Genomic DNA, 21111 nt, shown 5'->3' with positions numbered 1-21111 from the left:
TCAGACCCGACAGTACGTTCCCCAACTACTGTCATCATTTCCGTACCCCAATTACGTATGGATGGTGATTGTGACAGCTTGCAGCGGCGACCTTGTAGAAAAGTTTGGAAGCGGAGAAAAATGAACCTGCTTTCGGGCCATTGTTGCTTGAGGCCGCTGCTCCTTCGAGCATTATCATCGCGCCGTCTCAGAGGGATGCTGTGCCAACCGAATAGGGCAGGAGAGTAGCTCCGTCGGTGTTCCTGCCGGCCGTGAGCATAGTGCGCAGGTCTGCCTGACGATGACCAGGGTTGCCCTGACTGGGGCGGCTACCCGAGAAACATGGACTCCCCGTGGATCCCGTGTACCCTTGGTTTCCCCTCAGGCGGATCAGCTGGTCAAGGTGGGGTGAGGCTCTACGGCTGGCTGTAACGGCAGGGCTCATTGCAAGGGCACGAAACTTTATCCAGCAATGCTTCGTACGCTCGGCTATGAATTCTCATTGAGGATGCGCAGGCGCTCCCGGTACTCTTCTGCGCTTAGCTCCCCTCGCGCATACCGCTCCTCCAGAATGTCCCGGGCATGTGTAGCCTCGCCGTTCCTGCGGCTGCCTCGGTTGGGGCCGCCGGACAGGGCACGTACCAGGAAAACGATGAGCAGGACCAGGCCCGCGAGCAACAGAAGGCCGAAGATCCACATCCACGCCATGCCGAATCCCATAAAGTCCATCATTCCGGGTTTCTCCTTTCAGGGTTTTGGGCCGGATCCGTCTTGTGGCGGCCGGCAGCGTCGTTTGTACTGTTTTTGTTCCGGCTTTCTTCAGGTTCCATCGCGTTCCCGTCTTCGGCGGGTTCATGGCCGGGAAGATATACGCTCCGTGGCGGCCCGGCTTTCCGCTGCTCCCGCCCGAGGGCGATAAAGACAGCGATGGAGAAGATGAAGACAAGGATGCTGGTCCATATGTTGAGGCGGAGGCCCAGCACGAGTTCGGCCTCGTCGATGCGCATTGCCTCTATCCAGACGCGTCCGAGCGTGTAGTAGGCGGCGTAAAGCCAGAAGAGACGGCCGCCGCGGAAGCCGAAACGCCGGTCCAGCAACAGGAGAATGCCGACCCCGAGCAGGTTCCACAGCGATTCATAAAGGAACGTGGGGTGGAAGAGGGTACGTGCTGGCAGGCCGGCAGGGTAGTCTGGGTTGCCGGGGTCGATCTGAAGCCCCCAGGGCAGTGTTGTCGGGCCTCCGTACAGCTCCTGGTTGAACCAGTTTCCCCAGCGGCCGATGGCCTGGGCGAGCAGGAGCCCGGGTGCGGCCGCGTCCATGAAGGCGGTGAGCCGTACTCCGGAGCGGCGGCAGCCGATCCATGCCCCGAGCAGTCCCAGAGCGACGGCGCCCCAGATTCCCAGGCCGCCGCGCCAGATCTGCGGGATCAGGGACAGGTCGCCGTTGGGGCCGAAGTAGGCGTCCGGTGATGAAACGACATGGTAGAGGCGGCCGCCGATGATGCCGAACGGGATTGCCCACACGGCGATGTCCCATACGGCGTCTTTCGGTCCTCCGCGCTGTTTCCAGCGGGCGGAGGTCAGCCATAGGCCGGCGGCAATTCCGGTCAGGATGCACAGTGCGTAGGCATGTACGGTCAAGGGGCCGATGGTGAAGCCGGTCCAGTCAGGACTCGGGATGCCTGCGGGTAAGGCAGGGCCAATGGCTGGTTTCATGGTCTAGCTTCCTCTGGTAGATACATTTTTCGCAGCCTTGCTGTTGGCGCTCGTTTCGTTCCTTCCTGTCTGTGGAAGCAGCGAATTCCTTAGCCGGAGCCAAACGTCCTGCTATATGTACTAATCTACATAGTAGCTACTTAAAGGTGTTTTCGCGGACAACAGCAGCAGCGGCAGGCCGATTCAGGGCGGGCGCACTGCGGATGGAGAAGCAGAAATGGATACGCTCGATTTAGCCGTCATTGCCGCCGGTACCGCTTTGATAGGATTCCTCGCCTGGTACTTTTTCCGGCCCCGGAAAGCGACGCGCGCCGAGGTTTCCGGCGGCGTCCAGACAGTCGACATTGCGGTGCGCGGCGGATACACACCGGATCTGGTGCATGTTACGGCAGGCACTCCCGTCAGGCTGCGGTTCAACCGGCAGGACAACAGCGACTGCACCAGCCGGGTCGTCTTTCCCGACCTGCGCAAAAGCGCATCGCTGGCGGCGTTCGGCACCACCACGGTTGATCTGGTCATTGAGGAGCCCGGAGAGTACCCATGGGCCTGCGGGATGAACATGCTGCACGGACGCCTGGTCGCCGAACCTGCCGGAAGCGCACCGGCCGATACCGGCCGGGAAGAAGAACCCGAAACCGCCCGCGCCGTCGGCGTCGGACCCCGGCTGGAGGCCAACCAGCCCCGTGAACGCGCCGAGTTCATGCTCCCCGGCGCGCTGCGCAGCATGCTGATCGACACCGTGAAAGCCGAATCCCGGCTGCAGCGTATCGACGGCGTCGAATCAGCGGAGATCAATTTCGGCGCCGAACGTGCCGTGCTGATGTACGACCCGGAGCGCTCGAGCACCGGCGAGCTCGAAAAAGCCGTCGCCGACGTTACCGGCTTCCCCGCCCGCCTGCGCCCGGATCCGGGGAGCGAACCGACCGAGGAAGCCGAAGCGGAGGCCCAGCACCAGGAGGTGCGGGACCTCAAATGGCGCGTGGCGCTCGGAACCGTGTTGACGGTCCCGGTGCTCTACGCGGCCATGGTCTCGCACTTCATCGGAAGCCGGTACGTCCCGGATTTCCTGGAAAACCCGTACACGCAGCTGGTGCTGACCCTGCCGGTGATGTTCATCGTCGGCTGGCCGATCCACCGCATCGGCTGGCGCGCCCTGGCCAACCGCTCGGCGGAAATGAACAGCCTTATCGCCCTGGGAACCGCGGCCGCGTTCGGATACAGCCTGGCAGTGACCTTCTTCCCCGGGGCTTTTCCCGAAGAGGTCCGCGAGGTCTACTACGAGGTCGTCAGCTTCATCGTGACGGTCATCCTGCTCGGCCGTCTGGTTGAAGCCCGCGCACGTTCCGGCACGGGCGAGGCCATCCGCGCGCTCCTCGCGCTGACCCCGGCCACCGCCAGGGTGCTCAGGGACGGCCAGGAAGTCGAAGTCGACGCTAATGAAGTGCAGGCCGGCGACAAAATCCGCGTACGCCCGGGGGAGAAGATTCCCGTCGACGGGGAAATCATCGAGGGACGGTCAACCATTGATGAATCAATGATCACCGGCGAAAGCGTCCCGGTCAGCAAAGGCGCCGGCGACCCGGTCACCGGGGCCACGGTGAACACGACCGGGGCATTCACCATGCGCGCTACCCGTGTCGGTGCCGAGACCGCCCTGGCGCAGATCATCAAGCTCGTCCAGGAAGCCCAGAGTTCGAAGGCACCCATCCAGCGCCTCGTCGATACCGTCGCCGGATACTTTGTGCCCGCAGTCGTCTTCATAGCCGTTATCGCCTTCGTTGTCTGGTTCGTCGTCGGTCCGGCCCTGACCCTGGCCGTGGTCGCCGCGGTGAGCGTCCTGATCATCGCCTGCCCGTGTGCGCTGGGCCTGGCCACCCCCCTGTCGATCATGGTTGCCACCGGCAAGGGCGCCTCCATGGGCGTCCTGGTCAAGAGCGCCGAAGCGCTTGAATCCGCGCACAAGGCCGACACCGTGGTGCTGGATAAGACGGGCACGATCACCAGGGGCGAGCCCTCCCTGACCGATCTGGTTCCGGCTGCGGGCCAGGACCCGGACGAACTGCTGCGTCTCGTCGCTTCGGCAGAAGCAGACAGCGAACACCCGCTGGCCGCGGCCATCGTCCGCAACGCGCAGGAAAAAGGGCTGCGGCTCTCACCCGTGAGCGCCTTCGACTCCGTCACCGGCAAGGGAGTGAGGGCCAGCGTCGACGGCCGGGAGGTGCTGATCGGAAACATCCGCCTGCTCTCCGACGCGGCCATCGAAACCGGGCAGTTCGGCGAGCAGGCCGCCCGGCTTTCGGAGGAGGGCAAAACCCCCATGTACGTTGCCGTGGACGGGCAGGCGGCCGGCCTGGTGGCGGTCGCCGATACGCTCAAACCCAGCTCCCGCGCCGCGGTGGCCGCCCTCCACCGGCTCGGCGTCGAGGTCGTCATGATCACCGGGGACAACGCCGCCACCGCCCGGGCCGTAGCCGGCCAAGTAGGCATTGACCGGGTCCTGGCCGACGTCCTGCCCGAACACAAGGCAGCGGAAATCCGCACCCTGCAGGACCAGGGCAAACTTGTGGCCATGGTCGGCGACGGCATCAACGATGCACCCGCACTGGCCCAGGCCGACGTCGGCATCGCCATCGGCACCGGCACCGACGTTGCCATCGAAGCCGCCGACATCACCCTGATGTCGGGGGACCTGCAGGCCTTGGTCACGGCGGTAGCCCTGTCCAAGGCCACCATGCGCAACATCCGGCAGAACCTCTTCCTCGCCTTCGGCTACAACACCGCCGCCATCCCGATCGCCGCGGGACTGCTCTACCCGGCCACCGGAGCCCTGCTCTCACCCATGATCGCTGCCGCCGCCATGGCCGTCTCAAGCATCAGCGTCGTGGTCAACGCCAGCCGGCTGCACCGCTTCGCCCCAGAACCGGCCGAAGAACCCGGCGACGCCGGAACGGTACCGGCACCGGCCCAGGTGAAGGCTTCCGGAGCCGGCCGCTGACCTTCCCGGGGGTGCTGCAGCAGGAGGCCCGCCGGCGGGAACCATTGCAGCCCGCCACCCGTTCAACTACTATCAAGCATAGTAGATTGGAAAGGTGATCATGATTTCTGCAACTTTCGCAGGACTTGCCGCAACAGCCGTGGCACTCGCCGCGGGAACCGCCGTCTCCGTACCGGCGGCCGATACCGCTCCGCCTCCAGCCCCGGACGTATCCGAAATGACCCCGGACGTATCCGAAATGAACGGGGCCGGCATGGCACGGATGCATGAACTGATGGTGGGGGAGAACCCCGGCATGGCGCGCATGCACGAACAGATGATGGGCGAGAATCCGGGCATGGCCCGGATGCACGAACAGATGATGGCCGAAACCGGCCAGGCCGGGACCCCTGCCGACCGTACCGAAGGGAAATGACGATGGCTGAAGCATTTTATGCCCTGGCACTGCTTGCCTGCCCCGTGGGGATGGGCCTGATGATGTGGTTCATGATGAGGGGCGCAAAGGGTGCAAAGGGTGCCGCCCCGGAGGCTTCGGCTTCCCCGGACGAGATCCGCAGGTTGCGGGCGGAAGTTGAAAGCCTTCGCGGTTCCCGGCAGTCCCGGCAGGAACCCGGCGTCACCGGTTATGATGCGGCCGAAGTTCGCTAATGGAAACGGTGTTTGCCGCCGCGCTTTTGCTGGCATCGGTGGCCGCGATGTATTTCCTGTGCCTGCGGCCCATGCGGCGGGCCGGCTGTTCACTTGCGGCCCTCTCAGGGGCGGCATCCAAACCTCAAGGGCCGGCAGACAGCCTCTCGGAGGAAGAGCTGCTTCGGATGGAAATCGCAGAGTTGCGCAGGGCTACCAACGAACGTGAGAGCGCCTGGAAGCCGTCGGGATCCTAACTGCGGCCTGCTCCCTCCGGGCATGCCTGCGCCGCCGGCAGGCAACCAAGGGCCGCCATGTCTTCATGGCTTGCAACGGCGGCGGGCGGGCATGAATAATCGTGCGCTATGCCGGCAGCGGGTACGGCAGCCAGGACGACCGGTCCGGCAAGCAGGGCGGCTGCGGCCAGCGCTATGGCCGCCCTGCGCCCGGGGCCCAGGGGATTTGACGGTGCCGCCAAACGGCGTACGCGCATGAGTGCGCTATGTCCTCCGGCCCCCAGCGCGGAGGCGGGCGCCGCGCCGCCCTCGGCCAGACGGACCAGGGCAGAAGCGACCGTAAGTCGCGGGTAGCGGCGCACAGCGGTGTCATCGGCCTGCAGCTCAATAAGCCGGGCGAGTTCAAGGCGGGCGGCACGAAACGCGGGAACGCGGGGAAATGCCTGTTCCAGGGCCTCGGCGCCGGCCATAACCAGATCGTGCCGGCCGCGCAGGTGCGCCCTCTCGTGGGCCAGTACTGCGCTGAGCTGCTCCTCGTCCAGGGCGTCCAGTACCGCCGTGGTCAGGACAATCTGCCGTCCACGGCCGGGCAGGCAGTACGCGGCTGCGACCGGGTGGTCCACAACGAGCACGCCGTACCTGTCATTCCGGCGGGCGACCAGCGCCAGCGATCGAAGCTGCTCCAGCCTGCTGCTCCTGGCCGAGACCACGCATCTGGCCAGACAGAAGCCGTAACGGGCCAGGACAGTCACGGCCAGGACCGCGCCCGTGATTCCTGCCGCGGCTCCGCCCGGAGTCGAATACTGTGCCTTCAGGAGCATCAGGCAGGACTGCAGGAACTCGGCAAGACTGGCTGTTGCAGGCAGTGCGGGCACGGCCAGCGCCGCCCCGGCCAGCAGTGCCGAGAGCAACACGGAACCGCTCAGCGCCTGCCAGGCGAAAATGCCCATCCGCGGCGACCTGGAGAGCCAGTCGCCGCGCCGAAGCAGCCGCGGCCCCAAAACTGAAGCAACTATGGCAAAAACGACCAGGACAACCGGGACAGTCATGACGTTGCGGCTTCGCCGTTCCCGGCCTGATCCAGTGCCCGCCGCAGTTCGGCAACTTCATCGGCGGGCATCTGTTCAAGGAAATGCAGGAGTGTTGCGGTGCGGTCGCTGCCAGAGGCCAGCACGTTCTGCATGTACTCGGCAGCGTGCTGCTCGCGTGTCCGGGCAGCCCGATAACGGTAAGCCCGGCCCTCTTTCTGGCGCACCAGCAGGCCTTTGGTGTGGAGGTTGTCCATCACCGTCATGACCGTTGTATACGCGATAGTGCGCTCCTGCTGCAGAGCATCGAGCACCTCGCGGACCGAGACGGCAGCATCTGCAGACCACACGCGCTCCATCACCGCAGCTTCCAGCTGTCCCAGCTGACGCACGACAACCACCTTCTACCCCCGCGCTTGGCTTTTATTCCTACCTTACATAGTAGCTGGCATGACACTCGGTCACGAAAACCCGTACGTGAATTTGTTCGCTGATCTTCAGGTTCAGCTGGCAGGGCATCTGCTCCTGCCCGCAGTAATCATTGACGCCTGCACGGCCTGCAGACCCTCCGCACGAGGGCTTCTACAGGCAGCGCACAGATACTGGTGGGATTACATCTACGAATTCACCACCTGTCACATGCTTATGGCGGTGTTCCGCGGGGGAAGGATTGCGTCAGGACGTCTACGCCCGGCGGGACGGCAACACTACTCATGTCCGGTGTAGATGTAGGTGCGGGTGACCTGGTGGTGCGGAGCGGCGAGAGTTTCGGAAAGGATCCTGCCGTCATCGGCCAGCGTCAGTTCGAAATAGGCGTTTTCGGCGGGGTAGGCCAGTGCGAGGCGCCGGTGGCCATCCTCGTCAGGCAACCGGTTGGTCCACGGTGCCGTCGCTGACCCGTAAAGAGCCCGCTCAAGGAACCCAGGGCCTTCAATTTGCAGGGATGTGGGTGTCCCCAGGCCTTGGGTGGTGTCGCTGGTCACGACTTCGTGCACCGTGAATTCCGGGATTTGAGCCATCGTTGAAACGACTTCCGTGAGAAGTTCCGGGGCAGGCGATGCGGGCCAGGCGACAGTGAGGGCTGCGCGGCCCCCGGTCCAGCCCTCGGCCGTGACGGTCAGTGTCAGCCGGCTGGACCCGTTTTCCCAGGTGGCGGCGCTGACGTAGCAGCCGGCGCCGCAGGCACGCATGTCCAGCTCCTGCGTCCTGCCGGACGGGCCCGTCAGTGCCCCGCTCAAGCTGTACTGCTGATCGCTGCCGCCGGTGCCGTCCGGGGTTTGCGGTGCTGTCAGTTGCACCACGAGCTGGCCTTCGCTGGCCGTGGCCGTGATGCCCACATTGCCCGCCAGTGCCCCCGTGATGACTGCCGGTCCCGTGGCCGGCGGCGGAAAAGCCAGCGATGCATCCTTGGTCCCCGGCATCGGCAGCACCGTCAGCAGCGCCGATACGCCCAGGAGCACCAGCAGGGACACCGCTTCCGCCCGGGCCGGGCGGATGATCTTTACAGACGCTGCCCGGCGGCGAAGCCGCCGCCGGGCCAGGAAGGCCAGTGCGGCGACGGCGGCGACAAGGAGAAGTTTGATGGCCAGAGCGCGCCCGTAATCCGTGGTGACGATTTCATCCGGCGGCACCAGGAGCAACGCGGAACCGGTTCCGGTCACGGCGACGGCGGCAAAGAGCCACACTGCCAAGCCCGCATAGGCGGCAAAGACTGTACGGACACCCTGCGGCGCGTGCCGCCGCGCTGCTGCGGTACGCAGGGCGTAAACCAGCGTTCCCGCCCATGCCGCCGCGGCGGCCAGATGAACCAGGGACAGCGGAATGCCGAGAACAGGATTCACCAGCTGCGGATGCGCCCGCAGGGCCTCGCCCGCGACCACCATGAACAGGGCAGGCCACAGCCAGCAGCGGCGCGACACGAGTTCGGCTGCCGCGGCCAAGGCGAATCCGCCGGCGGTGACCAACGCCAGAATCCCGGGACGTGAAGAAAACAAAGCTTCCGGATCCGGGCTGAGGACACCTTGGGCAAGGGAGCCGTTGCCTGCCAGCACCAGAGTCAGGCCTGCCGACGCGGCAAGACCCGACAGCAGCACCGGCAGCATCCAGGTGCGCGGTCTGGCGCCCGGTTCGCGCCGCAACATGCGGGCCTGAACCAGCTCGCCGAGACTCAGAGCCAGGCCGGCAAAAACGATCCATCGCAAACCAGCCGTGATCCAGAATCCCCGCGTCTGCGTTGACTGCCTGGGATCTAGGGAAGCTGCGGCCGGACCCACAGCGAAACGGTAGCTGCCGCCCATCACGTCCCCGTCACGGGCTGTGATCTGCCATTCCACCACATAAACACCGGGTGCCATTGCACCGTCGATCGGCATTTCCACGGCCCGGCCTTCATGGCTAAGTGTTGCCGGGCCCGTGGCGATACCTGCATCGCCGCCCGACACCTCAACCACCGTGCCGCCGGCAGATACCGGCTCATCGAACAGAAGGGTCAGGGCCTGCGGGGCGTCGGCAACGGCAGCACCGGCTGCCGGAGCGGTAAAAAGAAGATTGGCATGGGCAGAAGCCGGACCGGCCCCGCCCAGTAACGCAATACCAGCCAGCGCTGCAATGACCAACAGCCGCCAGCCGCTGCGGGCCGAGGAGCCCAGGGGCGAACGCCAAGAGGAATCTCCGGGAATACTGCCTCCCCTGCCGGCGTCTAATACGGTGCCGGCTGGTTGCGGCAGGAGCCCCACCTGCTGGTGATCCGTCAAAAGTTCTCTCCATAGTCGTCGGCGCAGGCATCTGGAGGCCAGCTTCAGCTCCAGGCACTCCAAGCTCGGCTCCAGTACTTACGGCGCTAAGAGTCTGGCGTAGCCGGGGTCGGAGATGCCAACTCGAACCGAGTATCAATACTAACAAACATAGTAGTTCCTTGGACTTGGCGGGACCTTAGAGCGGACCCGTCATATTGGTCGGCATCGGCATGGAGATAAGTGTTGCTGGTCATTTGGTGTGGTGCGCTGTTGCCTGCCGGTAACAGTTGCACGGTAAGCACATGGAGCTCAACAGGGATAAGGTCTCTGGGCCGACGGAACATAGCGTGACGCTCCATCCCGCAAACAGCTGGGCTCCCGCGAATTGACCGCCATGCGGTAACAAGCGCGGAATTTTTTTGAGTCTGCCGTTGCCGTTCGAGATAAGGCCCGCGCCGCCGCCAATCACCTCCGGTGGCACACCAGCAGCGGCTTGCGGAGCAGAAGAGCCCGGGAGCGCTAACCAACGGGGCTGCATCTCCGAACTGACTCATCAAGGCTTACGGCAGTGGGGGCGAGGGCACCGGCCGCGCGCCAGGGATGGCAGGGGGAACTGGCGCGAGTTTGCGGCAGTGCCCTGCCCGGGTGAAACTTCGCCGCCCTAAACCAGACTCGTCCAAGACCGGCCCTCGTCGGTGCTGGCGTAAACACTGGCGTTAGTGCCGTTGCGGACGGCGGCGAAGAGCGTCTTCCCGTCGGGGGAGAAGGTGGTGGCGGTAGTGCCCTCAGGTGCCGCCAAAGGGGCCCAGGTCTCGCCGCCATCACTACTGATGGCGCTTTCGGCCATCCCTGAAACCACCAACCGCGCGGTGTTGGTAGGGTCCCACGTGACGGCCATCGGCCCACCGGGTCCGCCCAGGCCTTCCCACGTGCGGCCACCATCGTTACTGATAACCAGGCCGTTGGCCATATCCGTCGCGATCAGTCGCTCGGGGTCGGCTGGGTCCACCAAAATGACTCCCATAAAAGACTGACCGATCTCAGTGTTACGGGTTGTCCAGTTCTTCCCGCCGTCGTCGCTGACCTGTAGCCCACCCTCTGTCGTGCTGGCGTAGAAGATTTCACCCGCGCCGCCAAGGGCATGCACATCATTGAGTGCCCCTTCACCTGTGACCTTCGTAAAGGACGTACCGTCGGTGGACCGGTAAAGGCCAGGGTGGCCACCGATGAGTGTTAGTTCCTCTGTTGCTGCCGCCCCCATCGGATCGGTCCCTTTAAGTGATGGCAGTTGTGTCCAGGTGACACCGCCATCGGTGGAAACACCCCCGCCGTCGTGGCCGCCCACGTAAAGCCGCCCCCCGAGCGAGGTCAGTATGTGCAGATCTCCGCCAACGTAGGGACTGGTTGCAGCCCTTGATGCTTCTGTGGCAGCATCTTTCCCGCCGGTGGCCGCAAAGACACCAATCCCACCGCCGACGGCGATAACAGCAGCGGCTACTGCTGCCGCTACCCACTGGCGCCGGCCAGCACTGGCTTTCTTTTGCTTCTCGGCTGGTGCTGCGGGCGTACGGGACGTGTCTTTCACGATGTGATCCTTAGTCGTTGATACGGCGGTGGGTGGAAGCTGCACGCGCTGCTGTGAAGTCAGCCGGGCGGGGTTCGGTGATGTGGTTACAACCAGTAGCCCGCTTGTGCGTAGGAGGCGGCCGGTCGGCGCGGCCAAGAGTGCGACGCCCTTCTACTATGTCTCATAGTAATTCAGGAGCTGTGCATCTGCAACGGCGGGTGGCTTGAGCGGGAGTTCGCAAAGAGCCCGGAAGCAGAAAAGGCTGGCGACCGTTTTTGTCGCCGCCATGACCACCAGCCGTGCCAGTACCGGAGACGTGGGTGCCGGGTCAGATTCGCATTCGGCGACGGTGTGACCTCTGTCCGATCTTCGTGGTCCTCCGACCGTTTCGCCAGGGTCCCTTCGCCTTACGTGTGAGCCATCCGGCGCATCGAGACCGGCTGGGCGGCCAGTGAAAGGCTTGAGCCTGTCGGCGATCTCGCAGAGGTCAGTAGAACCGGGTCGTTCTCAGGGCCGCCCAATGCCGCTTGCAAAGCATCTCGTGGTCCCGGGTCCTCGAACAGCGGGTTATCAAGTTCGCCCCACCCGTCCGGCCGGCATGACGACGTCGACTGGATCGGCGTTCATCGCTGCCCGGTTGAATGTCGGTCAGCTTTGACGAGCCCCACTGTGAGGGGGAGATAACCGACGGGCGATTCCTTAGCCGTGGAACAGCGGAGCTGAAATTCGTTAAAGCATTCCCCTGCCTGCTCAGCTTGGTTTTGGAATAGTCTTCGCTGCAACTTCGGAGGCAATTGCGGCAGTGCGCGATCAGTTCATGGAGCGTCCCTGGTTCGACGACTCGTTGGCGCGGACTGGAGTTGCATCAAAAGAAATTTCCACCGTACCCTCGTGAGGCCGGTTACTGCGCGTTTCACCCCGACAGTTTTCCTCGTACCGCCGCCCTGCTGGGACGGCTGCTGGGTAGTTGGGCCTTCACCGATGAGCCAGACGTCCGCCGTGCCGTCTTCGCCGGCATTGGGGTAAAAGCAACCGATGCGGGACATCCGCCGTTTTGACCTCGCTGAGGTCGAACTGCATGTGCGAACACGCCTAGCCGAGGTCCAGTTTTTCCAGTGCCGCGTGGTAGGCCTCGTGGTAGGTGGGGAATTGTGCGACCTGGTCCAGGAGGGTGTCGACGGGTATTTGGGTCCGGATGGCCAGGGAGGCGTGGTGGATCCATTCACCGGCCATGGGCCCGACTGCCCAGGCGCCGATGAGGATTTTCCGGTCGGCGTCGGCCAGCAGGCCCAGGTGTCCGCGCGGATCTTTCTCGTAGGTCCAGGGCCGGGCGATGGCGTGGGCAAGATCGACTTCGGCCGCGGCAACCCGGAGTCCGCGTTCTTGTGCCTGGCGGGCGGTCAGCCCGGCGGCGGCGATTTCGGGGTCGGCGAACACCACTCGCGGTATGCCGTCATAGGTGGCGGCGCGGGGCTGGCCGAGAATGGCGTCGGCGGCGATCCTGCCCTGGTATTTGGCCACGTGGGTGAACGGCATGATGCCTGTGACGTCCCCGATGGCCCAGGTGTTCTCCGCGGCGCGGCAGTGCTCATCGACCAGCACTTCGCCGCGGTCCCCCAAGCCGATCCCGGAATGTTCAAAGCCCAGGCCTTTGGTGCGTGGCTTTCGGCCGGTGCCGAAGATTACGACGTCGGCTGCGACTTCTCCGCCGTCTTCGGCGTCTGCTTTGTGAAGTTCAATGATGCTGTCGGCGCCCTCGCGCCTGGCGCGGGCAGCGGAGGCTCCGAGGTGGACGTCGACGCCGGTTTCCGTAAGGTATGTGTGGGCCAGTTCCCCGACGCGGGGATCTTCCCGGTTTATCAGCCGCTGTCCGCGGTGGACCAGGGTGACTTTGACGCCGAAGCGTGCCAGGAACGTGGCTGTTTCAACCCCGACCGCGCTGCCGCCGATGATCACTGCCCGTTTGGGGAGGGTTGAGGCGGTGTAGGTCTCCCGGTTGGTCCATGTTGTGATCTCTTCGATGCCTTCCAGGGGCGGTATTACCGCCTCGGACCCGGTGGCGATGATGAGGCGTTCGGCGGTGATGTCGCGGTCTCCGGCGCGTATCCGGCCCGGCCCGGTGAGCCGTGCCTCTTCCTTGACCACCTCGGCGCCCTGCTTCGCGTAACCGTCCACCTGGGCTTTGTCGTCCAGGTTCCGGATCATGTAGTCCCGGTATTTGGCTGTTTCGTCCCAGTCCAGTTCGGCGGCGCTGACGCCGGCGGCTTTTTGTACCTCCATGCGTGCTTCCGGCGGGCGCAGGACTGTTTTGGACGGGATGCAGGCCCAGTAGGCGCATTCCCCGCCGATCAGTTCCCGTTCGAAGATGACTACTTTTTCCCCTACTTTCAGGAGGCGGTCCGCGGCGACCTCCCCGCCGGGCCCCATGCCAAGTACGGCTACATCGAAATGTTCGTTCACGCTGATCTCCTTCAGATTGGCTTGATCTTTCGGGTTCTTCTCGTCAAACGTCTTTCGGCGCGCACGGTGGTGCCCGGGGCCCGCGCCTGGTCAGCTGCTGCAGCTGGGCGCCGTATCCTCCGGTCCGGTGATCTGCGCTTCGCCCCGGGCGAGCATTTTTCCGGCCATGTCCGAAGCGATCCGGTACGCCTCCTCCACGGGGATCACGGTGCCCTCCGGGTGGTCCTTGAGCCAGGGTCCGGCTTCTTCGGGTGAGGCGAAGAAGTGGACCTGGTTGCAGAAGGAGGAGCGGACAGAACTGATGTCTTCCGGATTGATCAGGGAGACCACCGCTGTGGCCGGCTCGATATTGGTGACGCCGGAGCTGCCGGCATGAATGCGCACGGGGGTGCTGGCGGAGTCATAGGCGGATTCGATCCGTGCGGAGGTGCCCAGAAGGGCGGGGAAGATCAGGGTGTCCAGCGCGCACCAGGTGTACAGCTGTTCACCGTCCACTTCAAAGCGGTGCCGGGTGGGGCGCTGGGTCAGTCCCAGGCCGACGATCCGGCCTGATCCGTCGTACTCGGCGTCGGTCATGGCCTCAAAGGCGGCCCGGACTTCCTCGGCGGGACGGCCCGTGGCGGCTGCAAGGTCCGCTGGGCCCACGGGGTCGCCCAGTGCGAGCAGTTTCAGCAGCGGCAGCCACAGCCAGGGCTGGATGCCGGTTTCGGAGGAGGCGAGGCGGTCGGTGACCTGGCTGACGTTGTTCGTCATTGTTATTCCCTCCAGTTGGGGGTTGGGGCCTGGCGCGGTCAGGAGGCGCAGCAGGAGAGTTTGGAAACGTCAGTGGTGAAGGACTGCGCGGCGATTTTGATGCCTTCGGCCATGGTCAGGTACGGGGACCAGAGGTTGGCGACCTGGTCAACGGTCATGCCTGCCTCGAGGATGTACACCCCGGCCGCGGCCAGGTCGCCGGCTTCCTTTCCGACTGCGGTGATCCCGACGATGCGGCCGGTGCTGTTGTCGGCGACGATTTTGATGAAACCGCGGGTGTCCCGGTTCACCAGCGCCCGCGGAACATGCTCCAGGGGCAGGACCCGGCATTCACACCGGATGCCCGCTTCATTCGCTTCCTTATCGGTCATGCCGACCGCGGCCAGGGCCGGGCTGGTGAACGTCACCCGGGGCAGGTGCCGGTAATCGACCTGGCGCCTGGCATTGTTGAACGCGTTCTCCACCATCAGGGTCCCGTGGGCGGACGCGACGTAAACGAATTCCCGGTGCCCGGTCACATCACCCGCTGCCCAGATCCTAGGGTTGGAGCTGGCCAGGGTGTTCTCGACCAGGATCTGGCCGGTGTCGCCGATCTTAACGCCGACAGCGTCCAGGTTCAACCCGTCAGTGACGGCGCGGCGTCCGGTGGCCACCAGCAGCTTCGCGGCGCGGAATTCCTCCTGGCCCCCGGCCACGGTGGCGGTCACAGCGATTTCTGCCCCGGCGGGATCCGCGCGCACCGAGGTCACGGCTGCGCGGCGGACCACGCGGATGCCCTCGTCGGCGAAGACGCCCATCAGGGCACGGGATGCTTCCGGTTCCTCCTGCGACGCCAGCCGGGAGCGGGCCAGCAGGGTCACTTTCGATCCGAGGCGGGCAAAAAGCTGCGCCTGTTCCAGGGCCACGTACCCGCCGCCGAACACGATCAGGGACTCCGGAACTTCGTCCAGTTCCATGGCGGTGGTCGAGGTCAGGTAGTCAACCTCATCCAGTCCCGGCACAGGGGGTGCCCACGGGGCCGAACCGGTCGCGACCAGATAATGTGCGGCGGTCAGGGAATCGCGGGCACCGTCAGGCCCGGTGATCTCCAGGAGCGGTTCCCCCCGGGTGCCTGCGAATGCCGCGATACCGTGACGCAGGTCCCACCCGTACTCGGCGGCCAGATCCACGTATTTATCCGAGCGCATGCCCTCGACCAGGGAGCGTTTCCCGTCAACGAGTGCACCCATGTCCACCGGTGCGGCCGAAGTGCTGATTCCGGGGAACCTTCCGGCGCCGTCCAAAGCGACATGCCTGGCTTCGGCGGCGGCCAGCAGGGCTTTGGAGGGAACACACCCGGTGTTCACACAGGTCCCGCCCACCGTGGAGCGTTCGATCATCACGACCCGCTTGCCCAGATTGGTGGCACGGATGGCGGCGGCGAAGGCACCGCCTCCGGAACCGATCACGGCCAAATCAAGTGTCTCAGGCATTGGTCCTCCATGGAGAAATAAACACCCCCGGGGCGTTCTCTTGCGCGTGCTGCCCTCAGTCTGCACCTTCCTCCGCACTGGAAGGTCAAGGGCGAGGGCCACTATTTGTTGTTTTTCGCTGCAACCGAAATCCGGACCGGACAATCCGCCACAGGCAATGACTTGCCGACGAAGGGGAAGGTCAAGCAGATCAACGGAGCAGGCGGGGCGCGGCCCGACGCGGGAACCTTCCAGTAGGGTGGAAGAGTCATATGCGATTTCGGAGGGAAAAAAAGGATCCGATATGCGAATCGGCGAAGCTGCTGCCGCTGCAGGCATGACAACCAAGACGATCAGGTTCTATGAAGACCGGGGCCTGCTCCCGCGGCCTCAACGCTGCGCCAACGGCTATCGTGACTACGGCCACGACACCCTCAGTCGCCTTGAATTCATCCGCCGCAGCCAGATTGCCGGACTGACACTGGCACAGATCCAGGGCATTCTGCAGATCCGCGATAACGGTCTGACGCCGTGCACCCATGTGCGGGACGTTTTGGGGAAACAACTTATAGACCTGGACCGGCAAATCGCCGAACTGAGAGCGCTACGGGCAACCGTGGCCGAACAATATGCAACCGCCGAGGCAGCTGATCCGGAGCGCTGTGATGCGGAACAGATCTGCAGCTACATCTGATCCAACAAGGACCGGGCCCCAATTTGCCAACCAGGATGGCCCCTCCATCGGCCGCCGTCATGCCGGGGTTGGTGGTACAGACGGCTTCAGAAAACGACATCACGAGTGAGATTTTTCCCGGATCTGCCGCACCGTAGCGACCAAGGGCACGGGCGGCAATTCTCAATTGAAGACGTCCTTGGAATCATTCGTTGTCAAGAACGGCCGTCGCAGCCCATGGATCGGCACTCTCTCTGTAGCCGCGGACAGTGCGCGACGTGAGGCCACAGGAGCTGTAACAGCCTTAGCGCAGCTTCCGATTAGCCGCCAAAACTCTGTTGCTCTCTCATTAGGTACACTGGATCGCCTTTTTGACTGGCCCTCCCATACGTTCTCCCGCTCTCGGACACTAAACCGGGGACGATATGGTGCGCACCTATGGGACTCAGGGTTTTTGGAAGGGCGGCGTGGGAAGCTGGTTCCGGTCTTGGTGCGGGAAGCCGATGCTCGGTCAGGAGCGTTCAAGACTTCGGGGCCCGGCGAATAGAGCCCTCTTCGCCGGACCCTGACCGGCCCGCTATCTGCCGGGGTGGAACTTCCCAGACAACAGTGCTTTCATTGCTTTCGTTGAAAACAAGTCTGGCGCGGCACCGGGCCCTCGTCCGTTGATGTTGTCGACGGTCCTGCACCTGCGGGTCTCACCGGTCCGGGTTCTTGGTAAAAACGTGGCCATGGGCGGCCATTCAGAACGGTCTATGGAGGAGGGGTTGGGGTCTCCGTTCACGGGCAGATGCCTTCCTCCTGGGTCTCCTTTCCAAGTGTTGCTTGTGGTAGCTTCCTGCACCCGCCGCTGGCTTGCTTCTTCATGTGGCGGATCTGCTTCCCGCTAAGGTCGGAGTGTCCCCGTTACTGCGAAAGGCAGATCATTGATGAATAAGACTCCTGCTCTCGCCCGCCGGTTGGGAACCTTCGACGCGGTGGTGATCGGCCTCGGTTCCATGATCGGTGCCGGCATCTTTGCCGCTTTCACTCCTGCGGCGCAGGTGGCAGGAGCCGGGTTGCTGATCGGGTTGGTCCTCGCGGCCATCGTCGCGTACTGCAACGCGACGGCTTCGGCCCAGCTTGCCGCAGCCTATCCGACTTCGGGCGGGACCTATGTTTACGGGAGGGAACGCCTGGGGCCGTGGCCGGGTTTTCTGGCGGGCTGGGGGTTCATTGTGGGCAAGGCCGCCAGCAGCGCGGCCATGGCCATGACGTTTGCCGCCTATGCTGCGCCCCCTGGCTGGGAGCGGCCCGTGGCGGTTGCCGCTGTGCTTTTGCTCGTGGCCGTGAACTACCGTGGCGTGACCCGCACAGCGGCATTGACCAAGCTCATCGTTACTGCCGTGCTCATCGCGCTTGCGATCGTCGTGGCCGCAGTGTGGGGTTCGGGGTCTGCTGACCCGTCCAGGCTCTGGAACGGGGGCCTGCTGGGACATGGCTGGTACGGAATCCTGCAGTCCGCTGGCCTGTTGTTCTTCGCCTTCGCCGGCTACGCCCGGATCGCCACGATGGGTGAGGAAGTCACCGCGCCGCGCAGGACCATTCCCCGGGCTATTCTGATCGCTTTGGGTATGGTTGTCGTCATCTACGCGGTCATCGCGCTCAGTGTTCTGTCCGCCCTAGGACCGGCCGGGGTGGCGGGCACTCCTGTTCCGCTGGCTGAAGCCGTGGCCGCCGGCTCATGGGGGTGGGCCGGCCCGGTCGTGAGGATCGGGGCGGCGCTGGCCGCATTGGGTGCCTTGCTGGCGCTGGTGGCGGGTCTGGGCAGGACATCGCTGGCCATGGCCCGGGAGGCGGATCTGCCGACCTGGTTCGCGGCTGTCCATCCGCGCTTCCAGGTTCCTCACCGTGCGGAACTGGCCCTCGGTGCCGCTGTTTGCGTCATTATTCTCATCGCTGATCTGCGCGGGGCCATTGGATTCTCCTCATTCGGGGTCCTGGTCTATTACCTGATCGCCAATCTTTCGGCATTCACGCAAACCGGCTCTGATCGCCTCTATCCGAAGTTCCTTCAGGTCCTGGGTTCCCTCGCGTGTGTCATTCTGGTGGTCACCCTGCCCTGGGAATCCGTGCTCGCGGGACTGGCGATGTTTGCCGCCGGGCTTCTTTACAGGGCGCTGCGCTTGCGTTACAGCAAGCCCGATACACATAAATCTGCCTGACCTTACCGCGGGCTGTGACGCTTCGCATTCATAACGGTACGTTCTGCAGTTGGTCCGGGAACGTAACAGAAAATGCATTCAGACAATAACGAGACTGAAGTAAATCAGGTAACGGGATGCGCCGTTATCTGTTCGGGGGTGCCTATCTCAAGGAACTCGGCATAAGTCAAGAATGCTGCTACCGTTCTGGCCTCACGTCTTTACGGGCGCATTCGGCTTTTGGGCTGGCAGGACCTCCGGTGCGTGGGTAGTGTGGGCCGCACATGCTCGTCCACTACGGAAGGATCATGATCCGGCTTACGAGACGTCCAGCAGCGATGCTTCAGCGGGTGGGCTCCTGGCGAAGCATCCTTGCCGGTTTCGCCCTCATGCTCCTCGTCGCGGGCGTGGTGTCTGTGTGCTTCAGCGGGCACTTGAATGCCGGTGAGCGGGTTTCTGTGGACCAAGCTCCATCGGCCGGGCATGACCATCTTGAAAAGCGTGAAGCCGGCCAGGGGATCGAGCCATCGGTGGACGCGGTGGACTCAGAGCCTCATGGCCGAGACCGCCGCCACAACTGCTGTTCACACCAGGTTCCGCCGACCATCGAGGCAGTAGTCCAGCGATCCGAAGAGCACCCGCCTCCGGCCGTGCCCGCACCTGTGCTGACCGATCCGCCCCTGCCCAGTCATACGCAGTCGCCGGGAATCGCCGGCCCGGCTCCGCGGGCCCCATCCCTCATCCAACTGTCGATCAGCCGCACCTAAAACCGCTCCGCGGCTGCCAAGAGGACTCGACCGACCGAGTGACTCAACCAAACAGGGACGTCAGTGCTTGATAACGTCCACGTGGCCTGACGAGGCTTTCGGTGCACGGAACATGGGCGGCGGCAGCAAAGGCTGTCTCTGCAAGGATCCGAAACACGACGATGGATCGGATCAGCGACAGTAGTACGCCCCTCACAGGAACAGCGGAGAACGGACCCCTCCGCTGGCAGCAACTAATGGAGAAGAACAATGACGCATGTACAGACAATGCTCGATAGCTATCCCAAGGACCTGGGAGACATCGATAAGGCAATACTCGTCGAGTGTATCCAGGCCTGCTTCGAATGCGCACAGACCTGCACGGCTTGCGCGGATGCCTGCCTCAGCGAAGACATGGTCGCGGAATTGACCAAGTGCATCGCAGCAACCTCGACTGCTCCGACATCTGCACCACGGCAGGAAACACGCTTTCGCGCCACCCCGGGTACGACGCAAATATCACCCGCGCCGTCCTCGAAGCGTGCCGGACCGCCTGCAAGGCCTGCGCCGATGAATGCGAACGGCACGCGTCAATGCACGAGCACTGCCGCGTTTGTGCCGAGGCCTGCCGGCGCTGCGAAAAGGCCTGCGCCGACCTGCTGGACTCATTAGGCTAACCCGCGCCCAGGCCGGCCGGGTACCGGAACCCCCGTACAGGGGAATGTCCAGGTATCGGACGGAAGCAAAAACGAGCGTGAACGAGACATAAGAAGAAGCAGAATAACCACGCCGGGCGCGGATGCGCTGCTGCTGCTGTGGTCTCCGCCGCAGCTCCGGCAACCATGCTGGCAGGAACCGCCAGACGGTAGGCGAAGCCATGAAAAGGAGAAGAAGCATGGGAAACGACAAGGTTAACGAGCAACGTCATAGTGGACACCAGCCCCACGACGCCAGGAAGATGTACCTGCGCTTCGGGGCGATGATTCTGACGGCGATGGTGGTGATGTACGCGGCCATGTTCGTCGGCTCCTATGAGTGGGGTCATGTGCGTTGGAGCGAGAGCCGCATGTTCATGGCGCTCACGATGGGCGGGACCATGGGCCTGATCATGCTCGCCTGGATGCTGAAGATGTACCGGAACACGAAAGCGAACGTGGCCGTGGTGGTGGTCAGTCTCCTGCTCCTCGGCGGCGGAGCGTTCCTCGACCGCAGCCAGACCACCGTGCAGGACACGGGGTTCATGAGCTCGATGATCCCGCACCACTCGTTGGCCATCACCCGGTCCGAGCGCGCCGAACTCGCAGACGCGCGGGTGTGTGAACTGGCAGTCGAGATCAGCGAAGCGCAGCGGCGGGAGATCTTTGAGATGGACTGGCTGATCGAAGACATCCAACGCAATGGAGTGGCCTCAACAGCCCAAGAGGCAGAAGCCCGACCGGTCCCCGACTACCAGGAGCCCGCAGAACGCCAGTGCCCCACGGACTGAGCAGGACCGCCCTGAGCGGTCGTACGCTTTTAGCTAACCGACTTGAATGTTCCGCTCGTACCGCCCGATATAAAGCCCGCTCAGCGATGAGAACCGCCAATCCAAATGCGGTTAACCGCCAACGAAGCAAACATCAGTCCTCTTCCCAAGCCCATTCGATGTCTTGAAAAACAATAGTTTCTTGCGACACGCAGATCACCACGTGAGAAACGGCCAAAGCGCCTACACAATGCGCGTGTTTCCACGGCCAATCAGGATCCAGACCGCCCGATGGATGCGCTCCAGACCGGAGGCATCCCGACAAAAGGCATCTATGTGGACAACAAATCCGTTCCACCACCAACCAGGCATGTAAGCGGCCATGAAAAACTGCCCATAGGTGGCCACGGAATTACCCGCTGACGGCCACTGGGACTGCCCGCGTATGGCCACGAAAACTGCCCGGTAGTGGCCGCTGGTTTGCCCGCATTGTTCACT

At 63.8% G+C, this 21111-nt stretch carries 17 protein-coding genes and 1 pseudogene; 8 read left to right on the top strand and 10 right to left on the bottom strand.

The genetic code is table 11. The features are described 5' to 3' along the window. Positions 1–468 precede the first annotated feature (468 nt). On the bottom strand, positions 469–711 hold the full coding sequence (locus HGO92_RS21200) for an SHOCT domain-containing protein (RefSeq protein ID WP_169998420.1): 243 nt from the start codon (positions 709–711) through the stop codon (positions 469–471). Then, positions 708–1694 carry a prolipoprotein diacylglyceryl transferase gene (gene lgt, locus HGO92_RS21195; RefSeq protein WP_169998418.1) on the bottom strand — a complete coding sequence of 329 codons (987 nt, stop codon included), beginning with the start codon at positions 1692–1694 and terminating at the stop codon, positions 708–710. The genes HGO92_RS21200 and lgt overlap by 4 nt, the downstream gene beginning before the upstream one ends. Before the next feature lie 217 nt (positions 1695–1911). Here lgt and HGO92_RS21190 point away from each other — a divergent pair, with 217 nt between their 5' ends. From HGO92_RS21190 to HGO92_RS21180, 3 genes are all read left to right on the top strand, one after another. Further along, positions 1912–4689, top strand: a complete 2778-nt coding sequence (locus tag HGO92_RS21190) for a heavy metal translocating P-type ATPase (protein WP_169998416.1) — start codon at positions 1912–1914, stop codon at positions 4687–4689. A gap of 100 nt (positions 4690–4789) precedes the next feature. Continuing rightward, on the top strand, positions 4790–5104 hold the full coding sequence (locus HGO92_RS21185; protein ID WP_169998414.1) for a hypothetical protein: 315 nt from the start codon (positions 4790–4792) through the stop codon (positions 5102–5104). Positions 5105–5106: 2 nt separating this feature from the next. Continuing rightward, positions 5107–5337 carry a DUF2933 domain-containing protein gene (locus tag HGO92_RS21180; protein ID WP_169998412.1) on the top strand — a complete coding sequence of 77 codons (231 nt, stop codon included), beginning with the start codon at positions 5107–5109 and terminating at the stop codon, positions 5335–5337. Between the two features lie 232 nt (positions 5338–5569). On the opposite strand, the gene HGO92_RS21175 is transcribed toward HGO92_RS21180, so the two are convergent. The 7 genes from HGO92_RS21175 to merA all read right to left on the bottom strand — a co-directional run bounded on the left by HGO92_RS21175 (position 5570) and on the right by merA (position 15567). Further along, a complete protein-coding gene (locus HGO92_RS21175) occupies positions 5570–6601 on the bottom strand; it encodes a M56 family metallopeptidase (RefSeq protein ID WP_169998410.1) in 1032 nt (343 codons plus the stop codon). Beyond that, positions 6598–6972: a BlaI/MecI/CopY family transcriptional regulator gene (locus HGO92_RS21170; RefSeq protein WP_074703359.1), complete on the bottom strand. Its 375-nt coding sequence runs from the start codon at positions 6970–6972 to the stop codon at positions 6598–6600. The genes HGO92_RS21175 and HGO92_RS21170 overlap by 4 nt, the downstream gene beginning before the upstream one ends. A 315-nt stretch (positions 6973–7287) precedes the next feature. Then, complete coding sequence (locus HGO92_RS21165; RefSeq protein WP_169998408.1) at positions 7288–9333, bottom strand: copper resistance CopC/CopD family protein; 2046 nt, start codon at positions 9331–9333, stop codon at positions 7288–7290. A 643-nt stretch (positions 9334–9976) separates the two neighbouring features. Further along, positions 9977–10900 (bottom strand): WD40/YVTN/BNR-like repeat-containing protein, encoded by a 924-nt coding sequence (locus HGO92_RS21160; RefSeq protein ID WP_169998406.1) that lies wholly within the window; start codon positions 10898–10900, stop codon positions 9977–9979. Positions 10901–11974: 1074 nt separating this feature from the next. Continuing rightward, entirely contained in the window at positions 11975–13342 is a 1368-nt protein-coding gene (locus tag HGO92_RS21155; protein ID WP_169998404.1) for an FAD-dependent oxidoreductase, read from the bottom strand. Positions 13343–13432: 90 nt separating this feature from the next. Further along, entirely contained in the window at positions 13433–14095 is a 663-nt protein-coding gene (gene merB / locus HGO92_RS21150) for an organomercurial lyase MerB (RefSeq protein WP_169998402.1), read from the bottom strand. 38 nt (positions 14096–14133) lie between these two features. Beyond that, positions 14134–15567, bottom strand: coding sequence for a mercury(II) reductase (merA, locus tag HGO92_RS21145; RefSeq protein ID WP_169998400.1), 1434 nt, complete (start codon positions 15565–15567; stop codon positions 14134–14136). Positions 15568–15850: 283 nt separating this feature from the next. On the opposite strand from merA, the gene HGO92_RS21140 reads away from it, so the two are divergent. The 5 genes and pseudogenes from HGO92_RS21140 to HGO92_RS21120 all read left to right on the top strand — a co-directional run bounded on the left by HGO92_RS21140 (position 15851) and on the right by HGO92_RS21120 (position 20634). Then, entirely contained in the window at positions 15851–16240 is a 390-nt protein-coding gene (locus HGO92_RS21140) for a heavy metal-responsive transcriptional regulator (RefSeq protein ID WP_169998399.1), read from the top strand. 908 nt (positions 16241–17148) lie between these two features. Then, complete coding sequence (locus HGO92_RS21135; protein ID WP_169998397.1) at positions 17149–18423, top strand: APC family permease; 1275 nt, start codon at positions 17149–17151, stop codon at positions 18421–18423. 287 nt (positions 18424–18710) lie between these two features. Then, positions 18711–19169: a hypothetical protein gene (locus HGO92_RS21130; RefSeq protein WP_169998395.1), complete on the top strand. Its 459-nt coding sequence runs from the start codon at positions 18711–18713 to the stop codon at positions 19167–19169. Between the two features lie 249 nt (positions 19170–19418). Next, positions 19419–19825 (top strand): annotated as a pseudogene (locus HGO92_RS21125) (four-helix bundle copper-binding protein). Positions 19826–20043: 218 nt separating this feature from the next. Beyond that, complete coding sequence (locus tag HGO92_RS21120) at positions 20044–20634, top strand: DUF305 domain-containing protein (protein ID WP_205834886.1); 591 nt, start codon at positions 20044–20046, stop codon at positions 20632–20634. Between the two features lie 222 nt (positions 20635–20856). On the opposite strand, the gene HGO92_RS23490 is transcribed toward HGO92_RS21120, so the two are convergent. Further along, on the bottom strand, positions 20857–21111 hold a 255-nt coding region (locus tag HGO92_RS23490; protein WP_205834885.1), incomplete at its 5' end, for a hypothetical protein.

The organism is Crystallibacter degradans, from assembly GCF_012952295.1.
GTDB lineage: Bacteria > Actinomycetota > Actinomycetes > Actinomycetales > Micrococcaceae > Crystallibacter > Crystallibacter degradans.
The sequence above is the reverse complement of the archived record's forward strand: the minus strand, read 5'-3'. Positions and strand labels throughout refer to the sequence as shown.

Coding starts and splice junctions, on each gene's coding strand:
- HGO92_RS21175 (WP_169998410.1), bottom strand. CDS start 6,601: ATGACTGTCCCGGTTGTCCTGGTCGTTTTTGCCATAGTTGCTTCAGTT.
- HGO92_RS21135 (WP_169998397.1), top strand. CDS start 17,149: ATGAATAAGACTCCTGCTCTCGCCCGCCGGTTGGGAACCTTCGACGCG.
- HGO92_RS21200 (WP_169998420.1), bottom strand. CDS start 711: ATGATGGACTTTATGGGATTCGGCATGGCGTGGATGTGGATCTTCGGC.
- lgt (WP_169998418.1), bottom strand. CDS start 1,694: ATGAAACCAGCCATTGGCCCTGCCTTACCCGCAGGCATCCCGAGTCCT.
- HGO92_RS21120 (WP_205834886.1), top strand. CDS start 20,044: ATGGGAAACGACAAGGTTAACGAGCAACGTCATAGTGGACACCAGCCC.
- HGO92_RS21140 (WP_169998399.1), top strand. CDS start 15,851: ATGCGAATCGGCGAAGCTGCTGCCGCTGCAGGCATGACAACCAAGACG.
- HGO92_RS21190 (WP_169998416.1), top strand. CDS start 1,912: ATGGATACGCTCGATTTAGCCGTCATTGCCGCCGGTACCGCTTTGATA.
- HGO92_RS21130 (WP_169998395.1), top strand. CDS start 18,711: ATGATCCGGCTTACGAGACGTCCAGCAGCGATGCTTCAGCGGGTGGGC.
- HGO92_RS21185 (WP_169998414.1), top strand. CDS start 4,790: ATGATTTCTGCAACTTTCGCAGGACTTGCCGCAACAGCCGTGGCACTC.
- merA (WP_169998400.1), bottom strand. CDS start 15,567: ATGCCTGAGACACTTGATTTGGCCGTGATCGGTTCCGGAGGCGGTGCC.
- HGO92_RS21180 (WP_169998412.1), top strand. CDS start 5,107: ATGGCTGAAGCATTTTATGCCCTGGCACTGCTTGCCTGCCCCGTGGGG.
- merB (WP_169998402.1), bottom strand. CDS start 14,095: ATGACGAACAACGTCAGCCAGGTCACCGACCGCCTCGCCTCCTCCGAA.